Annotated in this window: 18 protein-coding genes and 2 pseudogenes; 13 read left to right on the forward strand and 7 right to left on the reverse strand. The window is 40.2% G+C overall.

The features are described 5' to 3' along the window. Positions 1-127 precede the first annotated feature (127 nt). From DW121_RS15075 to DW121_RS15885, 5 genes and pseudogenes are all read left to right on the forward strand, one after another. Positions 128-1,096: a glycoside hydrolase family 43 protein gene (locus DW121_RS15075; RefSeq protein WP_187120050.1), complete on the forward strand. Its 969-nt coding sequence runs from the start codon at positions 128-130 to the stop codon at positions 1,094-1,096. Between the two features lie 702 nt (positions 1,097-1,798). Further along, positions 1,799-1,981, forward strand: coding sequence for a hypothetical protein (locus tag DW121_RS15880; protein ID WP_233555824.1), 183 nt, complete (start codon positions 1,799-1,801; stop codon positions 1,979-1,981). 101 nt (positions 1,982-2,082) lie between these two features. After that, complete coding sequence (locus tag DW121_RS15085; protein WP_118324364.1) at positions 2,083-2,328, forward strand: hypothetical protein; 246 nt, start codon at positions 2,083-2,085, stop codon at positions 2,326-2,328. 276 nt (positions 2,329-2,604) lie between these two features. Next, a pseudogene (locus DW121_RS15090) lies at positions 2,605-2,871 on the forward strand (transcriptional regulator); the annotation flags it as partial. A 259-nt stretch (positions 2,872-3,130) separates the two neighbouring features. Then, positions 3,131-3,352: a hypothetical protein gene (locus DW121_RS15885; RefSeq protein WP_233555825.1), complete on the forward strand. Its 222-nt coding sequence runs from the start codon at positions 3,131-3,133 to the stop codon at positions 3,350-3,352. A 279-nt stretch (positions 3,353-3,631) separates the two neighbouring features. On the opposite strand, the gene DW121_RS15100 is transcribed toward DW121_RS15885, so the two are convergent. After that, positions 3,632-4,927 carry a peroxiredoxin family protein gene (locus DW121_RS15100; RefSeq protein ID WP_233555826.1) on the reverse strand — a complete coding sequence of 432 codons (1,296 nt, stop codon included), beginning with the start codon at positions 4,925-4,927 and terminating at the stop codon, positions 3,632-3,634. A 364-nt stretch (positions 4,928-5,291) separates the two neighbouring features. Between DW121_RS15100 and DW121_RS15650 the strand changes: the two are divergent. The 5 genes and pseudogenes from DW121_RS15650 to DW121_RS15120 all read left to right on the forward strand — a co-directional run. Beyond that, positions 5,292-5,609, forward strand: a pseudogene (locus tag DW121_RS15650) (transposase); the annotation flags it as partial. Positions 5,610-5,794: 185 nt separating this feature from the next. Beyond that, complete coding sequence (locus tag DW121_RS15915; protein WP_255420032.1) at positions 5,795-5,926, forward strand: hypothetical protein; 132 nt, start codon at positions 5,795-5,797, stop codon at positions 5,924-5,926. A 15-nt stretch (positions 5,927-5,941) separates the two neighbouring features. Further along, positions 5,942-6,133, forward strand: a complete 192-nt coding sequence (locus tag DW121_RS15890; protein WP_233555827.1) for a hypothetical protein — start codon at positions 5,942-5,944, stop codon at positions 6,131-6,133. A gap of 18 nt (positions 6,134-6,151) precedes the next feature. Then, positions 6,152-6,346 carry a hypothetical protein gene (locus tag DW121_RS15895; protein ID WP_233555828.1) on the forward strand — a complete coding sequence of 65 codons (195 nt, stop codon included), beginning with the start codon at positions 6,152-6,154 and terminating at the stop codon, positions 6,344-6,346. Positions 6,347-6,348: 2 nt separating this feature from the next. Further along, entirely contained in the window at positions 6,349-6,654 is a 306-nt protein-coding gene (locus DW121_RS15120) for a multiprotein-bridging factor 1 family protein (protein WP_118324372.1), read from the forward strand. 177 nt (positions 6,655-6,831) lie between these two features. On the opposite strand, the gene galK is transcribed toward DW121_RS15120, so the two are convergent. From galK to DW121_RS15135, 3 genes are read right to left on the reverse strand one after another with little or no spacing between them, the layout of a single operon-like run. Beyond that, positions 6,832-7,986 carry a galactokinase gene (gene galK / locus DW121_RS15125; protein ID WP_118324374.1) on the reverse strand — a complete coding sequence of 385 codons (1,155 nt, stop codon included), beginning with the start codon at positions 7,984-7,986 and terminating at the stop codon, positions 6,832-6,834. Between the two features lie 45 nt (positions 7,987-8,031). After that, the gene (locus DW121_RS15130; RefSeq protein ID WP_117712688.1) at positions 8,032-9,342 is read right to left on the reverse strand and encodes a sugar MFS transporter; all 1,311 of its coding nucleotides are present in this window, start codon (positions 9,340-9,342) and stop codon (positions 8,032-8,034) included. Positions 9,343-9,391: 49 nt separating this feature from the next. Next, positions 9,392-10,489, reverse strand: a complete 1,098-nt coding sequence (locus tag DW121_RS15135; protein WP_118324376.1) for an aldose epimerase family protein — start codon at positions 10,487-10,489, stop codon at positions 9,392-9,394. A gap of 203 nt (positions 10,490-10,692) precedes the next feature. On the opposite strand from DW121_RS15135, the gene DW121_RS15140 reads away from it, so the two are divergent. Further along, positions 10,693-11,667, forward strand: a complete 975-nt coding sequence (locus DW121_RS15140) for a type I phosphomannose isomerase catalytic subunit (protein ID WP_117712686.1) — start codon at positions 10,693-10,695, stop codon at positions 11,665-11,667. A 76-nt stretch (positions 11,668-11,743) separates the two neighbouring features. Here DW121_RS15140 and DW121_RS15145 read toward each other — a convergent pair whose 3' ends face one another. From DW121_RS15145 to DW121_RS15155, 3 genes are all read right to left on the reverse strand, one after another. Continuing rightward, on the reverse strand, positions 11,744-12,541 hold the full coding sequence (locus DW121_RS15145) for a DUF4373 domain-containing protein (protein WP_118324378.1): 798 nt from the start codon (positions 12,539-12,541) through the stop codon (positions 11,744-11,746). A gap of 40 nt (positions 12,542-12,581) precedes the next feature. Further along, positions 12,582-12,929: an SH3 beta-barrel fold-containing protein gene (locus DW121_RS15150; RefSeq protein WP_117712684.1), complete on the reverse strand. Its 348-nt coding sequence runs from the start codon at positions 12,927-12,929 to the stop codon at positions 12,582-12,584. A 198-nt stretch (positions 12,930-13,127) separates the two neighbouring features. Further along, positions 13,128-13,379: a hypothetical protein gene (locus tag DW121_RS15155; RefSeq protein ID WP_117712683.1), complete on the reverse strand. Its 252-nt coding sequence runs from the start codon at positions 13,377-13,379 to the stop codon at positions 13,128-13,130. A gap of 789 nt (positions 13,380-14,168) precedes the next feature. On the opposite strand from DW121_RS15155, the gene DW121_RS15160 reads away from it, so the two are divergent. Further along, positions 14,169-14,687 (forward strand): UpxY family transcription antiterminator, encoded by a 519-nt coding sequence (locus DW121_RS15160; protein WP_118324380.1) that lies wholly within the window; start codon positions 14,169-14,171, stop codon positions 14,685-14,687. Between the two features lie 47 nt (positions 14,688-14,734). Beyond that, entirely contained in the window at positions 14,735-15,196 is a 462-nt protein-coding gene (locus DW121_RS15165; protein ID WP_118324382.1) for a UpxZ family transcription anti-terminator antagonist, read from the forward strand. Positions 15,197-15,227 lie beyond the last annotated feature (31 nt).

A 15,227-nucleotide genomic window follows, 5' to 3' on the forward strand; every position in this document is an offset into this window, starting at 1 on the left:
CTACGCTCTGAATGACAGATAGTATAAGTTAATTATATTGATGAGTTTAACTCTTTAACTCTTTAAATTCTTAAATTCTTAATTCCTTAACTCCCCTTAACTCTTTAAATTTTTAATAAATCAAATTATGAATAACTGGTTTTTGTTTTGGGTTGGTTCTTTGATGCTGACAGTCCCGCAAGGGCTGTCGGCACAAAGTGACACAACCTTTGTTGCTACGGGAAACCCGATAGTAAAGTATAAGTTTATTGGAGATCCGGCGGCAATGGTGCATGACGGAAAAGTGTACATCTATGGCGGTCATGATGAATGTCCTCCTCCGGCAGAGCACTACGACTTGAAAGAGTGGTGTGTATTTTCTTCTCCCGACCTCAAGACCTGGACGGAACATCCCGTACCTTTAAAAGCGAAAGACTTTTCTTGGGCAAAGGGTGAGGCTTGGGCTAGTCAGGTAATAGGGCGCGACGGTAAATTTTATTGGTATGTGACGGTAGAGCATAAAACCGTTCCGGGTAAGTCTATCGGTGTAGCCGTGTCCGATTCGCCGACAGGCCCGTTTGTCGATGCCCGCGGTTCCGCCCTCATCACTAATGATATGACGACCGACCGCAGCAAAAGCTACTGGGATGATATAGATCCCACCGTCTTTATTGATGATGACGGACAGGCTTACTTGTGTTGGGGTAACAGTCAGTGCTATTTTGCCAAACTGAAAAAGAATATGATAGAGTTGGACGGCCCTATTATTCCTCTCGACCTTCCTCGCTTTACGGAAGCTCCCTGGATTCATAAACGCGGTGATTGGTATTATCTCTCCTATGCCGCAGAATTTCCCGAAAAGCTGTGTTATGCCATGAGCCGCAGCATTACAGGCCCTTGGGAATACAAAGGCATTCTGAATGAATTGGCAGGTAACTGCAATACAAATCATCAAGCCATTATCGAGTTTAAAGGCAACTGGTATTTCATATATCACAATGGCAGCATCAATACTGCCGGCGGAAGTTTTCGGCGCTCAGTCTGTATAGAACGTCTGTATTATAATGAAGACGGAACCATGAAACGGATACAGATGACGTCGGAAGGAATTTATTAAAAAGGTGATAGGTTAATTGAAGGTAACAAAAAATAGGGTGATATTGTGGTTTCCCACTTTATCACCCTATTGCTTTACCTAAAAAACATTTTGGTTCAGCTTACCTAAGTGTTAAGATGCTTGGATTAAAAATGTGTGTATATTTGCAGAGTGATACAGAGGATGAGTTTATAGAGGATAATTAAAAATAGAATGGTTATGTTTGAAAGAGAGGTTGAAAGGTAAGACACTTTATTGAAAGAGTATAATGAAATCCTCTTCTCAGCCCATAGTTGCGCGATTGAGGGCACCACTTTCTCTGTAGATGATATAAGAACTTTGAAAGAAAAAGGACTAGGAATGATACCGCAGGGTAAAACTCTCTTTGAAGCATTTGAGATATTGGATCACTTCAATGCGTATGAGTTCCTAAATGGGGCAGACAGACCGGTCATTTGCCGAACAGCTGGTTAAAGATACACACCGGATTCTAACCCAACATACACTGACATACCGGTATAAAGATGCAGTCCCGAGCGAATACACCAATACCGATATGGGACCGGTGATACAATCTTCGGGGATCATGAAGAACTGATAGCACGTGCTCTGCGATTATTGGCTTTGACACAAAAGGCAATAGAGGAATCACTTATACATCCGGTAGAGGTTGCGTCGCAGTTCCATAAGCATTTCTTCATCCTGGTCAAGATGAATCAGCCTATGATACTGATTGAGAAGCAGGATAGGGAAAAATATATTGGTGTGCTTAAAGCCTGTCGGGATGAGCGTAACCTTGCTCCGATAGTTGACTTTTATTTCAAGACGGCTATTAAGAAAATGGAAACCGAAATTGTCTTGAAAAAGGAAATGACTAAAGATAATGGCTTTGATTATTTAATATAAAACATTGTAAAATAGTGTGTTAACTATGTTTTATTTGCTTTTATCAATAATGTTCACTATCTTTATAAAGATAATAAATTGCATTTTAGAACAAACAATATATGAAAAAACAATTATTATTCGGCTTGTTGGTTGCAAGTATGCTTATTGGCTGCGATAAAGAAAACGGCACAGACCTTCCTGACCCCGAACCGATACCTGAACTGGATGAGCCACAGGATAATTCGACATTCCTGAAATTCTCAACCTGTATAAAACTGATGGACGAGGTTATGACGAAAGCTTCGGTTTCCCAGTTTCATAAAGACGACAAAATCGGGAATATCCTAAAACATCAAATGGTATAGGTTATTGCACTCCAATGGTACACCTTTATTGGAAAGCTGAAGGTTCATCACAGTGGGTATTACTTCGTTGTGATTTGGCTGAAATATTAGCCGCAAAAATAAATACGAGTCAGGAAGAAAATAATCTATTTTTGAAACCGTTAAATTATATAAATTTTCAACAAGATCATTGGTGGTAACCTTGACTACAAACTATGAACCGTTCAAGGATGGCGAGACTATCGCTAGAATATGTAATATGACAGAACTGTCAAACTGTTATAAATAGTAGTAGATATGAGTACAACTATATCAGGAACTGATCCCAAAATGATTGCCAACAATCTTACTTCCGCATGCCCAACACATCCATGTGAAATTTTGAAAGATGAAATCGAGTATAGAGGAATATCGCAACGTAAATTGGCTGGGCAGATGGGATTAACTTATTCTGTTTTAAATGATCTATTGAATGCCCGCCGGCCTATTACAGAAAAAACGGCATTACTTTTTGAAGCAGCTTTAGGCATCGAAGCTGAACTGTTAATGCGTCTTCAGCTGAAATCTTAATTATTATTTTACAAATATATGCAAATGTTTATATCACCTCTCCCCATTTTGTTTTTTAACATTTCAATTCTGTTTGCTTTTACACCTTACAGTTTTGTTCTCATTTTTCCCTATTGTTTTCTGTCATCACTGTATATACTAATTGAAAAGTAGTGCACTTTTCAATTAGTATATACATGAATGGAAAGTCCTACCGACAAGGAACAGACCTAAGCCATGAGAAAATATGTCCGTGATGATGTGATGCAGCACTATGCGGAAGGCTCCGGAACAGACTTTCGACTATCTCAATACCATGAAGAACGGAAGCCCGAAAGAAATCTTTCAGAAAAAAGAGTGGGCAGAACGTGTGAACCAGGAAAGTCTGGAGAAGATGAAAACCGAATGGAGCCGGAATCTTCAGGAACCGCACCAGGACAAGGTCGGGAAGAGAGCCAACAACAGGGAAACAGTATTTCCCAGGTGCCGAAATTAACCAGGCACCGCAGCGGAAGAAGCAACAGGAGGAAGAACTTGACCAGCTTAGGAAAAGGAGCCGGGGTTTTGGAATGGGTATGTGATTTTAAATATACTAACTGCTTGCGTTATGGTGGTTTGTCCCCTGTTCTTCTGATACAGGGGTATTAGGCTTTCCTATTATAAAATTGGAAAAATAAAAGCGCCTTGTTTTGATCTCGTGACACAATCAAAACAAGGTCAAAAGAAAAAACTGAAATGAGTTACCTTATATGCTTATAAGAGCAGGAACCAATGGTTATTTCAAGCACCTGTCTGACTTCAAATAGTCCTCAATGAGTTTTGGGTCTAAGCCTTCACACCGTACCTGGATTATGCCTTTGCGGTCAATAATAAAGCAAGTGGGGCGGGATTGGGCGTCGTATATAATGTTCATTGAGTTGCCTTCTGGTTGAAAATCAGAAATTAATGTAAAATCTGGATAGTGTTTTTGAAGTTCCTTTAGATGCTCAAGATTGGAGGTGCAACAGAATACAACGATATCCAGATCTTTTCGGTCAGTTTTGTCCAAAAGTTCTTTAAGGTAATCCCTTCCGTATTTTCCCATGCAGCTCAATCCGTCATACAGCAGAAGTAGGTTTTTATTCTCCATGCTTCTCCAGTCGAATTTTTCTCCTGATGCCGTCTGGGTTTCGAATTTGACATATTGGTCACCCTCGGACAATTGAGGCGTTTCTATATAATTGCGAATGTAATTGGCGTAAGAAGTGTTTTGTAGCGTATCCGGCAGAACATTTAGTATGTTTTTGAGGGTTTTCTTTCCAATCATATTTCTTAACATATATACTCTTTGCAGACCGCTTGGAACAGTAAAATACTTTAAAGCTAAACCAACATTCTCTATGGCAGCCTTTGAATAAAGTAGTGAAAGTATGTTTTCCAGCGAATCGTTTTTCTCTGGGTGTTCCTTCATGAGCCGATAGATAGCATTTGCATTCTCCTCATAACCATACCATAGCAGGCTGTCTTCCTTTAAGTAGTTGGCTTCAGTTATGCGCTTGTCTTGTTCCGCTGTGAACGATGTTAACAGTATGAAAAGTAAGATTGCGATTGTAAATATCTGTTTATTAATAGTGTAAAATATACTACTAAAGTTATTACATACTGTTTTTCTGGCTTGCTTCAGCATCTGTTCCTTTGTACTTGCTCTTGGCAGGAGCATTCCAAATAAATTCTTTGTATTCATATTTACTTTTATTTTGAAATTTATAGTTGTGTATTTACTTTTATTTTCCCCTATCGTTTTCTGTTTATCACGTACACGGCAGAGTTCCCGTTGTGTCTTTTCCTTATACTCCTGAAGAACTTTGATTTCGTTGCGCAGTCTGTTGTTCTCTTCCTGAAAAACCTGAAATTCTTTAGCCTTTTCTGCTGCCAAGCTTTCCGCTTTTGCCTTTGCTTCTGTTGTCTGGACTATAAGTTCTAGAGCTGGAAGCTGTTTCGCTGTCTGTTCCCGGGCAGCCTGTAGTAGTTGGCAAATGGCTTCTGTTCCCTCTGGCTTGCTTTTGGGTTGTATATTTACTTTATCTTTCATTTTTTAATTGATTAAGTATGCTTTTAATATGCTAAATATGCTGATATTAGGCTCTTGTTTTTATTAAATATGCTGTAAATATATCAAATATTCCTGAAATATACTTCTAGTTACTTGTTTTTTCGCTTAAAGTGAATGAGTATTCATAAAGCATTCTCCAAAGCCAGATAAGGCGTCTGGATGCGTGTAAGTGACTGTTATAAGGGCTTGCCCATGAATGTTTTAATCTTGTCTATAACGGCTTCCATTGGCTTTCCTAAACCTGTAGCTTCAGCAGATACCAATATCAAATTTCCTTCTTTTATGCTATTGTCTTTTTTTTGATTGTTTTACAGAATCAAAGTTATTCCTTGTATTTGATAAGGTACAAAACACAAACGGCCTTATTTTTCATTCTGACCAAGGATGGCAATATCAACACTGCAGATATCGGAAAGTGTTGGAAGATCGCGGAATACTTCAGAGTATGTCTCGAAAAGGAAACTGCCTGGACAATGCTATGGCTGAAAATTTCTTCGGAATTATGAAATCGGAACTTCTATATGCTCAAACTTTTGAATCTGCTAAAGAGCTCATAGATGCGTTAGAAGAATATATAGACTATTATAACAATAAAAGAATTAAAATCAGATTAAATGGAAAGAGTCCGGTGCAGTACCGAACTCTTTATCAAAATCTATAGTAGATAACTTGTCCAACTTTTTGGGGGCACTTCAGATATAGTAGGGGGATTGTTGTTTTTGAACGAATAGGGGAGAGGCTATTTTCCGATTTCTTCCTTTAATAGTCTGGTCCTTATTTAACTAAACTTATAGGTTTATATTGGTTTTCTTTTGTATCTTTGTTTATGAAAAGAAAACATTATTTATGAAGTTTGTAAGAGTTGTTGAAGACTATGAGCATTTGTGGGCTGTTAAGGAACCGGACAAAGAATTTGATGAGCTGACTTCTTTGTTTGAGAAATGGAATAATACGGACTATCTGTTAGATTTTTTTTAAGATAACATTGAAGATTTGAAGAATCATTTCCATATAGAGAAGATTTCAGAAGCCATACGAGATACCTTTGAGGATGCAGATGAATTGGAGGAGCTTATTTTAGAGTTTCCATATACCGAAAATCTGGATGGTTTGTTTATCCCTCTTGACATTACAGATACAGGATGTGTGGAATTGACAAGAAGAAAAGCCCGGAATTGGAATTGAGACAAGCACGCCAGTTGGTTGAGAATATACGCCATCCGTCTTGAAGCTAATGTTTATATCGTTACAGGTGGAGCAATAAAGCTCACTCATTTAATGCAGGACAAGGAACATACGGTTCTGGAACTGGAGAAACTGAATAAATGTAAGGCTTTTCTCAAACTTAATGGAGTTTTTGACAAAGAGAGTTTTGTCGATTTAAATAAGGAGGATTAAATATGAGTACAGCTATTGATTTTTTAAAGAAACACGAAAGTGTTTCTCCATCACATTTCGAGGAAAATGCAAAATGGAGAAAGGAAAATAGAGCTTGGCTGGAATGGTCACGCAATATTGCTTTATCTTTAGTAGAATATATGGAGTCTAACGGTTTAAATCGAAATGGATTGGCAGAGCGCTTGGAAGTTTCTCCGCAGTATATTAGTAAAATCTTATCTGGAAAAGTAAACTTTTCTTTTAAAAGTATTGCAGAGATAGAACAAAAACTTGATATTAAATTGTTGAATGTAGTGGAATGGGCGTGATTAGTATGTGCTAGTGAACTACTCATGTCTAAAAGGTATGAACTTCGGATGAAAGCGCCCGCGTCTTTCTTGCCTTGTATGAAGAGGTTGTCATGAACCACCAGTACCAGTAACAAAAAATAGGGTGATATTGTGGTTTCCCACTTTATCACCCTATTGCTTTTATCATGTTTTTATTTATTCCAGTCTACGTGCACCGTCACTGATTACAACATCATAAATCTTCGGGCTTCTGTTGAATTTAGCCTTAAATTCTTCTTTGGCCTTTTCAATGAATGTGCCGTATAATTCTTCTTTTACAAGGTTGATTGTACAACCGCCGAATCCGCCACCCATTACGCGTGAACCGGTTACACCGCAATCAAAGGCAAGGTCATTCAGGAAGTCAAGCTCTTCGCAGCTTACTTCATACAGCTTGCTCATGCCATGATGTGTTTCGTACATCTTTTGGCCTACTGTTTCATAGTCGCCTTTTTCCAATGCATCACAAACATCAAGCACGCGTTGGATTTCTTCGATTACATATTCTGCACGCATAAAGTCTTCCGCACTGATTTCAGCCTTAACTTCCTCGAGCATTTCCATATTGCAGTCGCGCAGGAATTCTACGTGCGGGTGTTTCTTCTGGATGGCTGCAACAGCGGCTTCGCAACTTTGGCGACGCTTGTTGTATGCAGAAGAAGCGAGCTCGTGTTTTACAACGGAGTCTACCAACACCAAGCGGTAACCTTTCGGTTCGAACGGGAAGTATTGGTATTCCAGTGAACGGCAATCCAAACGGATGAGGCTGCCCTTTTTACCGAATACGGAAGCAAACTGGTCCATGATACCGCAATTTACACCACAGTAGTTGTGTTCTGTTGCCTGTCCTACCTTAGCCAGCTCAAACTTATCGATTTTATTGTCGCCGAACAGGTCGTTCAGTGCATATGCATAAGTACTTTCCAATGCGGCGGAAGAGGACATACCTGCACCCAGGGGTACATCACCTGCAAAGGCGGTATTGAATCCTTTCACTTCTACGCCACGCTTAATCATTTCACGGCATACACCGAAAATATATCTTGCCCAGCTGGCGCGGGGAGCATCTTCTTCGTTCAGACCAAATTCCACGTAATCCTTCAAGTCGATGGAATAAGCTTTCACTGTATTTGTGCCATTCGGTTTTATTTCTGCAATCATACCTTTGTCGATTGCTCCGGGGAATACAAAACCACCGTTATAGTCGGTATGTTCACCGATTAGGTTGATGCGACCCGGAGAAGCATATACAGCTCCTGTTGTTCCGTCAAAATGCTTGATGAAACGGTTTCTTACGTATTCTATATCCATGATATTGTTTTTTAAGGTGAATAAATCTATTACCTGTATTATCTATCAATCAACTTTAATGTCTTTGTTTACGTTCTTGCAACCTATCAGTCCGTAGAACAACAGATATGCAAGGGCTGCGATGATTACCCAGTAGCTTGCCATGAAGCCTGCCATGTCGGCAACCAAACCTTGGATAACGGGAAGAATACCGCCACCGCATACCAAAACCATGAACAAGCCGGAAGCGGCTGCCAGATATTTACCCAAACCTTCTACTGCAAGGTTGAAGATACCGCCCCACATGATGGAAGTACACAGTCCGACTAATACCAGATACATGGCATTGATGGGTACTTCTGCAAGTCCGAATGACAAGCCGCCGGTAGCGCTCTGTTGGAGTACCGGTAGGTTTACGAGAGAATCAGTAGATGAGAAGATGGCGAGGAATACCAAAACCAGACCCAAAGCCGAGGTGAACGTAAGCATTGCTTTACTGGAAATCTTAGCGCCCAATGATGCACCTGCCAGACGGCCTATCAGCATCAGGAACCAGTAAGTACCTACTACGAATCCGGAGATGGTAGATGCGATGCCTGCGCCGCCCTTTTCTACAGGGTCGGTCAAGAAGAGGTTCAGTGTACCCGGCACACCCACTTCAATACCTACATATACGAAGATTGCGATAGCTCCCAAGATGAAGTGACGGAACTTTAAAGCGCCGGACATCAACTTGCCGATAGGCTCTGTGGTTGTAGCGGCGTTGGGCTCCGGTATCGGAACGAACAACAGTACAAGGAATGCCAGTGCAAATACCGCCATTGCCGTGTACATCACAGGGAATATCTGAGAAATGGTGGCTTTCTCAATAGAACCTGCAATGAGGATACCCACGAACATCGGAGTGATAGTTGCCATTACAGAGTTGAAAGAGCCGCCGATTTGGATGAGCTGGTTACCTTTATTACCTTCACCGCCTAATTTGTTCAGCATCGGGTTTACAACCGTATTCAGCAAGCACATGGAGAAGCCTGCGATGAATGCGCCAATCAAATATACGGCGAATGCCATTTCCGGACTGGAGTGTCCGGACAAAAACTGGATGCCCACACCTATAAAGCCGATGGCTACCGCGATGAGCGCTGTCTTTTTATATCCTACTTTCTGCAATAAGATACCGCTTGGTATTCCCATTACTGCGTATGCGATGAAGTTACCGAAGTTACCCAGCATACCCAATGCGTTGGATACGGAGAATTGGTTTTTAAGTACAATTCCCATCGGTGCAGCAAGATTAGTAACAAATGAGATCATACCAAAAAGGAAAATCATCGTTATGATTGCGATGAGTTTACCATTCTGTTTTTGTTGTGTCATGGTTTTGAAAAATTTATAAGTTTATAATTAGGTTAGTTAGTTCATTTATTTACTCTTGTACACCGAACTTGTAAATCGTGATTTGTTGGTATTCATCTCCGGGGAGTAATACGGCTGACGGGAAATGAGCTTTGTTGGGGGTATCCGGGAAGCATTGCGCTTCAAAGCATACCGCACTTCTTGCCGGGAAAGTGGCACCATGAGCACCTGCGAATCCGTTCAGCCAGTTTCCTGTATAAAGTTGTACGCCATTTTCAGTAGTATATACTTCCATTGTACGTCCGCTGACGGGATCGGTACAGGTTGCGGCAAGGCTTAACTCTCCGCTTTCCGTCTTGTTCAATACGTAGCAATGGTCATATCCGGAACCGTTTATCAATTGTTGGAATTTGTCATTAATGCGTTCACCGATGCTGTGAGGGGTACGGAAATCCATTGGAGTACCCTCTACTTTCTGAATTTCTCCGGTGGGAATGGACACTTCATCAATAGGGGTATAGAAATCGGCATTGATGGTGATGATGTTATTCAGAACATCGGGGGTAGGATTGGCAATACCCGCAAGATTAAAGAAACCATGATTGGTTAAATTGACGACGGTCGCTTTATCGGTTGTTGCCCGGTATTCTATAACCAGAGCGTTTGTCTCGTCTTCCAGACGATAAGTCATTTCCACTTCCAGAGTACCGGGGAATCCTTCTTCGCCGTCGGCAGATGTGTAGTTGAAAATAACAGTTGATTCGTTGGGCTGAACCGCATCCCATATACGGGTATGGAAACCGGTTGGCCCGCCATGCAATGAGTTAGGTCCGTTGTTAATGGTTAATTGGTGTTCCTCTCCATATAGAGTGAATTTTCCATTGGCAATCCGGTTGCCGTAACGTCCTATCGTTGTACTTAAGAAAGGTTCGGGACTGTTGATTACATGATCTATGCTGTCGTGTCCTAAAACTACATTGGCATATTTCCCGTTTTTATCGGGAACCATAATCGAAAGAAGCGCGCAGCCGTAATTGGTTACGGCAACTTCCATGCCCTGAGCATTTTTGAGGATAAATAGATCTGTTTTTTGATTGTTGATATTCTTCTGAAAGTCTTTTTTGTCCAGACCGGACAAATTACTTTCTGTTGGGGTAGTGTCTATCATAATTCAATGGTATTATTTAATTTTCTTGCAAATAAAGAGAAATTCTTTTGTTCCCCCAAGTAATTGAGAAGAAATGTGGAGAACATTTTATGAAAGTTTAGCGTTTAACAATTGGAATACAAATTGATATTTTTTGTATGTTTGTCGCGTTAATCTAAAAAAGAATTGTAACAATATTGAATTGTACTAATTAAAAACAACGAATGTATCCTCTAAAATTTGAGCCTATCCTGAAACAAACACTTTGGGGTGGCGACAAGATTATCCCATTCAAGCACTTGAATGAAACTCTGCCGAATGTAGGTGAGAGTTGGGAAGTTTCAGCAGTAGAAGATAGTGAATCGGTAGTTGCCAATGGTGTGGACAAAGGGTATACCTTGCCCGAAATGGTTCGTAAATACAAAGACGAATTGGTGGGCGAAGCGAATTACGCACGATTTGGAAACAAATTTCCATTGCTGATAAAGTTTATTGATGCCAAGTTGGATTTGTCTATTCAGGTACATCCGGGTGATGAACTTGCCAAGAAGCGTCATAACAGTTTTGGTAAAAACGAAATGTGGTATGTTATTGCTGCGGACAAAGGCGCGAAATTAATTTCCGGTTTTTCCGAAGAAATAACTCCGAAAGAATATAAAGACAGAGTACATAACGGAACATTTGCCGAAGTCCTCCAGACTTGTGCCATCGAGCCGGGAGATGTATTTTATGTTCCTGCCGGTCGTGTGCATGGCATCGGTGCCGGAGCGTTTGTTGCCGAAATTCAGCAAACATCCGATATCACTTATCGTATCTTCGATTATAATCGTAAGGATAAAGACGGCAAATCCCGCGAACTGCATACCGGCCAAGCCATGGATGCCATTAACTTTGCCGATGTGCAGGATGATTTCCGTACAGAATACGATCGCATACAGAATGAGCCGGTTGAAATGGTAGCAAGCCCTTACTTCACTACGTCCGTGTACGACATGACGGAGGAAATAACTTGCGACTATTCGGAACTGGATTCTTTCGTAATCTTTATTTGTGTGGAAGGTACTTGCCGCCTGACAGATGACAATCGGAACGAAATAACTCTGTGCGCCGGTGAGACTGTACTGTTGCCTGCAGCTATTCAGGAAGTGACAATCGTTCCGGAAGGTGGCAGCGTGAAGTTGCTTGAGACTTACGTATAAGTTAATATCATCGCGGCAATCAAGTTAACTGAATAGAGCGCATTTAGTTAATATCGTTATATCAATGCAGTTAACATCATGTATCCAATGATGTTAACTGCATATTTTTCTTTTTCTCTTTCACCAGCGCCGCAATGAGATATTTTCCTTTGGCGACAATATCGCTCCATCGTGTGCTGTGTATCACTTGCCATACATACCCCTTCAGCCTTCCGTAGTCTGACAGGCGCAGAATCGCGTTGACTTCCTCCGGATTTATGATTCTCATCTGTTGCAGGGTGAACATCAGCCCGTCGTAATTGTGCGTTTGCTTGTTGTAGGCATACCCCGGTACAGGCAGAAGAAAATCCTCTCCGGGACTTCCTTCTTCTGTTTTTGCTTTTATTTGCTTTACTTTACTTTGTTCTGAATTGCTTGCATTTTCGGGTAAAATGTCTGCAAGTTGCGTGCAATTCTCATTGTTTTGCGTACAATCCTCTTCATTTCCCATACAGCTATCCAATAGATAGGGCAGTGCTTTCAAGTCCCTTTTTCTTCGTTTGGTGGCTTCCAGCCATACCTTCTGAAAGGAGGCGGAAGTGAGTACACGCTGTTCTTCATAGGATTTCTTGTCGAAGAATCCCTTATCCAGTAGGATTTGTATAATCTTCTCCATAGATTCCTCTTCAATCCCTGTCTTGTGGGCAAACAGCGTGCATTGCTCTTTGTCCCACAACAGATAATATCCTTTCTCTTTGTACATCTTGCAGAGTAGTTTCATTACTGCGGTAATTCCCGCCAGCCCGCATTTGGCTTCTACGAGTTCTATCGGTGCGTCATCAAAGAAATTCACGTTTAGCGGGAAATACATGATTCCCCCATAATTCATTGCCATAACCTTTTTCTCTTAACTTTCATCTTTCAATTATCAATTTTCAACCGACCACCGCTCTCCATTCCAGGAAATTTTCCATCCGGAAGGTTCTCCACGCTTGCAGTTCTATGTCCCAGTATGCAACGGCGCCTGTAATTTTAGCCATGTCGTATTCTTTCTTGAACGCGTTTTTGTAGGGTAACAGTGTTGCCCTGACAAGTTTGAATGTTCCGTCCTGTTTGTGGTAGGCGATGAGTGCGCATCCGTATTGCATATGGTCTATGAGGCTCTCGATACGTTCTACCATCCATCCGGCGCAGTTTTCCGTGTAGTCTTTTTCCTGCATGATATGGATTTTCCATCGTTTTCTTACCGCTTCCTGTTGTGAAGTGTGCTTTCTTTTTTTCATAATCTTGTTTGATTAATGGATTGATAAATAAGTTATAATACTCTTTAGCTGTCGTTTAAGTTGCATAAAAAAAGATGCCGTCTTTTTCAGAAAAGCGGCATCTTTATTATTAGTGTGGCTCAATCTTTGCTAAAGCGGTTGCAAAGATATGGCCTTTTCATGACAGATTGTCCATTGTTATTTATCGGCTGTGTTTTGTTATTTTATATTACTGTTTTTCTTTTGCTTTTTATCAGTTGTTTGGTATAGTTTTTCTTTCTTTATTTCACTGATGTCTCCTTTTATTGTATTGATTGATAATGGCTTCCCATTCCTTGAATACAGTATGTCCAAATCGGCTATAAATCGGCATAGCGTCGCTGTTCCATACTGTGGGTCGACTCCCATATCCCCTTCAAGAAACATTTCCAATAATACTGTTTCAAGCTTTCTGCGCTCCTTGAAAATCATTATGATTTTCTCTCCTGTTTTTGGCCCTTGATTTCCTTTAACTTTTTGTTTAATAGTTGTTTCACTCTTGTTATAACTGTTGCAGGCAGTTTTTTTTATCTGTCTTTTTACTTGTTTTTTTACTCATATCTAATGTCTTTTTGCCAATACCTAATGAGTGGACACCATGTCATGAAATACGAAGTTAGTGCTAATGATGGAAATATACAAATATCGGAATGTCGTTTTGAAAATTGTCGTTGTAAGTTTCAGAAAATTAAAGGCTTATGGAGTAGGGGGAAAGTGTTTTTTAAACGTTCGTTTAATGTGCACAAAGATACGTGTTGTTTTTGATATGTGCAAAATGTTTGATAAAAATATATTTCATCGCTATTTTATTTCACCTATAAGTGGTTGTATGATAAATGTTTAATTCTATCTAATAGGGTTGATTATTTTTTTTGTTTCATTTAAAATCCTCCGGTTTATGTATTGAACAATTTTGACGTTTTTTAAACGAACGTCTAAAAAACACTTTTTGTTTTTAGCCCTTTCGTTTTCAGCTTTTTATAAGCGAATGACTAACATAACTGTTTTTCTACTTCTTTTTCCGTGATGGTAGGAAGTTTTAAAACAAGATGTATGCTAAATAAACTATTGAAAATAACTGCATTACATAAATTGGCCGGTAGGTACTTCGCTACTCCGGTGTCCCTAAAGAACACCCTTTTCACAAGGTTTTATATCAATTTTGGACTTTACGATTATCATTAAATAATGCCTCGTTCATCTGCAAATTTTCTATCAGATATGAATTGGTTTGCAATTCGTGTTTCTTATAGTCGTGAGTTGGCTTTAAAAGCTATTTTAGATGCTGAGAAAATCGAGAATTTCATCCCGATGCGTTATGAATATATCATAAAGTCCGGTAAACGTCTTCGTAAATTGCTTCCGGCTATTCATAATCTTGTTTTCGTTCATTCTACCCGCAAACGTATAGACGCTTTGAAGGATGAATTGGAATCATCTATGCCCATACGTTTTATTATGAATCGTGAGTATTGCCGGCCGGTAATTATTCCCGATGCGCAAATGCGCAGCTTTATTCTTGTGGCAGGAACTTACGATGAAGCTATTCTTTATGTAGAACCTGCCGAACTGCATTTGGTAAAAGGCCAGAGAGTTCGTATTACAGGCGGTGTATTCGAAGGTGTAATCGGTGAGTTTGTACGTATTCGCCATGACCGTCGTGTAGTGGTTAATATTGAAGGTGTTATGGCTGTTGCTACCACCTTTATCCCCCCTTCCTTAGTAGAACCGGTGAAATAATTACTCTCTTATAATTCATAAAATCATAATTTATAATTCATAAATCGATGGATTCATTATTTTCCTTAGCCCATCGGCTTCTTACCTATGGACTTGACGGGAGTCCTATTTACGTGGACGAGTTTACACGTTTGAATCGTGACGTTTACGAACAAGCCTTGGAACTTTATGGTACTCGTGGTAAGACTGCCGAGGCCGAAGCCGAATTATGCCTTGGTCTTTTGGCAGCTTTTGCCGCTACTATTTACGATAACGGGCAAAAGCAGCAACACATTCAGCAGGTGTTGGATCGTAGTTGGGAAGTTCTTCCCAAACTGTCTGCATCGTTACTCAAAGTCCGGCTTCTTGTCTATTGCTATAGCGAAGTTTATGATGAAGAATTGGCAAGACAAGCTCATGACATTATTGACACTTGGAATAAGGCTGAATTGACCTTGGAGCAAGTGGATATAATAGAAGAACTAAAGAGCTTTGAAGAAAACCAATACCCTTATGAGGTTATAGAATAACACCTTTACCCCCTTATCGCCCTATAGCCTT

This window comes from Bacteroides sp. AM10-21B (assembly GCF_003472565.1).
In the GTDB taxonomy this organism is placed as follows: Bacteria; Bacteroidota; Bacteroidia; order Bacteroidales; family Bacteroidaceae; genus Bacteroides; species Bacteroides propionicigenes.

Excerpts from the sequence above, each read along its gene's own strand:
- DW121_RS15130 (WP_117712688.1), bottom strand. The coding sequence starts at position 9,342 with ATGACACAACAAAAACAGAATGGTAAACTCATCGCAATCATAACGATG.
- DW121_RS15085 (WP_118324364.1), top strand. The coding sequence starts at position 2,083 with ATGAAAAAACAATTATTATTCGGCTTGTTGGTTGCAAGTATGCTTATT.
- DW121_RS15885 (WP_233555825.1), top strand. The coding sequence starts at position 3,131 with ATGCGGAAGGCTCCGGAACAGACTTTCGACTATCTCAATACCATGAAG.
- DW121_RS15150 (WP_117712684.1), bottom strand. The coding sequence starts at position 12,929 with ATGAAAAAAAGAAAGCACACTTCACAACAGGAAGCGGTAAGAAAACGA.
- DW121_RS15100 (WP_233555826.1), bottom strand. The coding sequence starts at position 4,927 with ATGAAAGATAAAGTAAATATACAACCCAAAAGCAAGCCAGAGGGAACA.
- DW121_RS15915 (WP_255420032.1), top strand. The coding sequence starts at position 5,795 with ATGAAGTTTGTAAGAGTTGTTGAAGACTATGAGCATTTGTGGGCTGTT.
- DW121_RS15165 (WP_118324382.1), top strand. The coding sequence starts at position 14,735 with ATGGATTCATTATTTTCCTTAGCCCATCGGCTTCTTACCTATGGACTT.
- DW121_RS15155 (WP_117712683.1), bottom strand. The coding sequence starts at position 13,379 with ATGATTTTCAAGGAGCGCAGAAAGCTTGAAACAGTATTATTGGAAATG.
- DW121_RS15120 (WP_118324372.1), top strand. The coding sequence starts at position 6,349 with ATGAGTACAGCTATTGATTTTTTAAAGAAACACGAAAGTGTTTCTCCA.
- DW121_RS15075 (WP_187120050.1), top strand. The coding sequence starts at position 128 with ATGAATAACTGGTTTTTGTTTTGGGTTGGTTCTTTGATGCTGACAGTC.
- galK (WP_118324374.1), bottom strand. The coding sequence starts at position 7,986 with ATGGATATAGAATACGTAAGAAACCGTTTCATCAAGCATTTTGACGGA.
- DW121_RS15140 (WP_117712686.1), top strand. The coding sequence starts at position 10,693 with ATGTATCCTCTAAAATTTGAGCCTATCCTGAAACAAACACTTTGGGGT.
- DW121_RS15880 (WP_233555824.1), top strand. The coding sequence starts at position 1,799 with ATGATACTGATTGAGAAGCAGGATAGGGAAAAATATATTGGTGTGCTT.
- DW121_RS15145 (WP_118324378.1), bottom strand. The coding sequence starts at position 12,541 with ATGGCAATGAATTATGGGGGAATCATGTATTTCCCGCTAAACGTGAAT.
- DW121_RS15160 (WP_118324380.1), top strand. The coding sequence starts at position 14,169 with ATGAATTGGTTTGCAATTCGTGTTTCTTATAGTCGTGAGTTGGCTTTA.
- DW121_RS15135 (WP_118324376.1), bottom strand. The coding sequence starts at position 10,489 with ATGATAGACACTACCCCAACAGAAAGTAATTTGTCCGGTCTGGACAAA.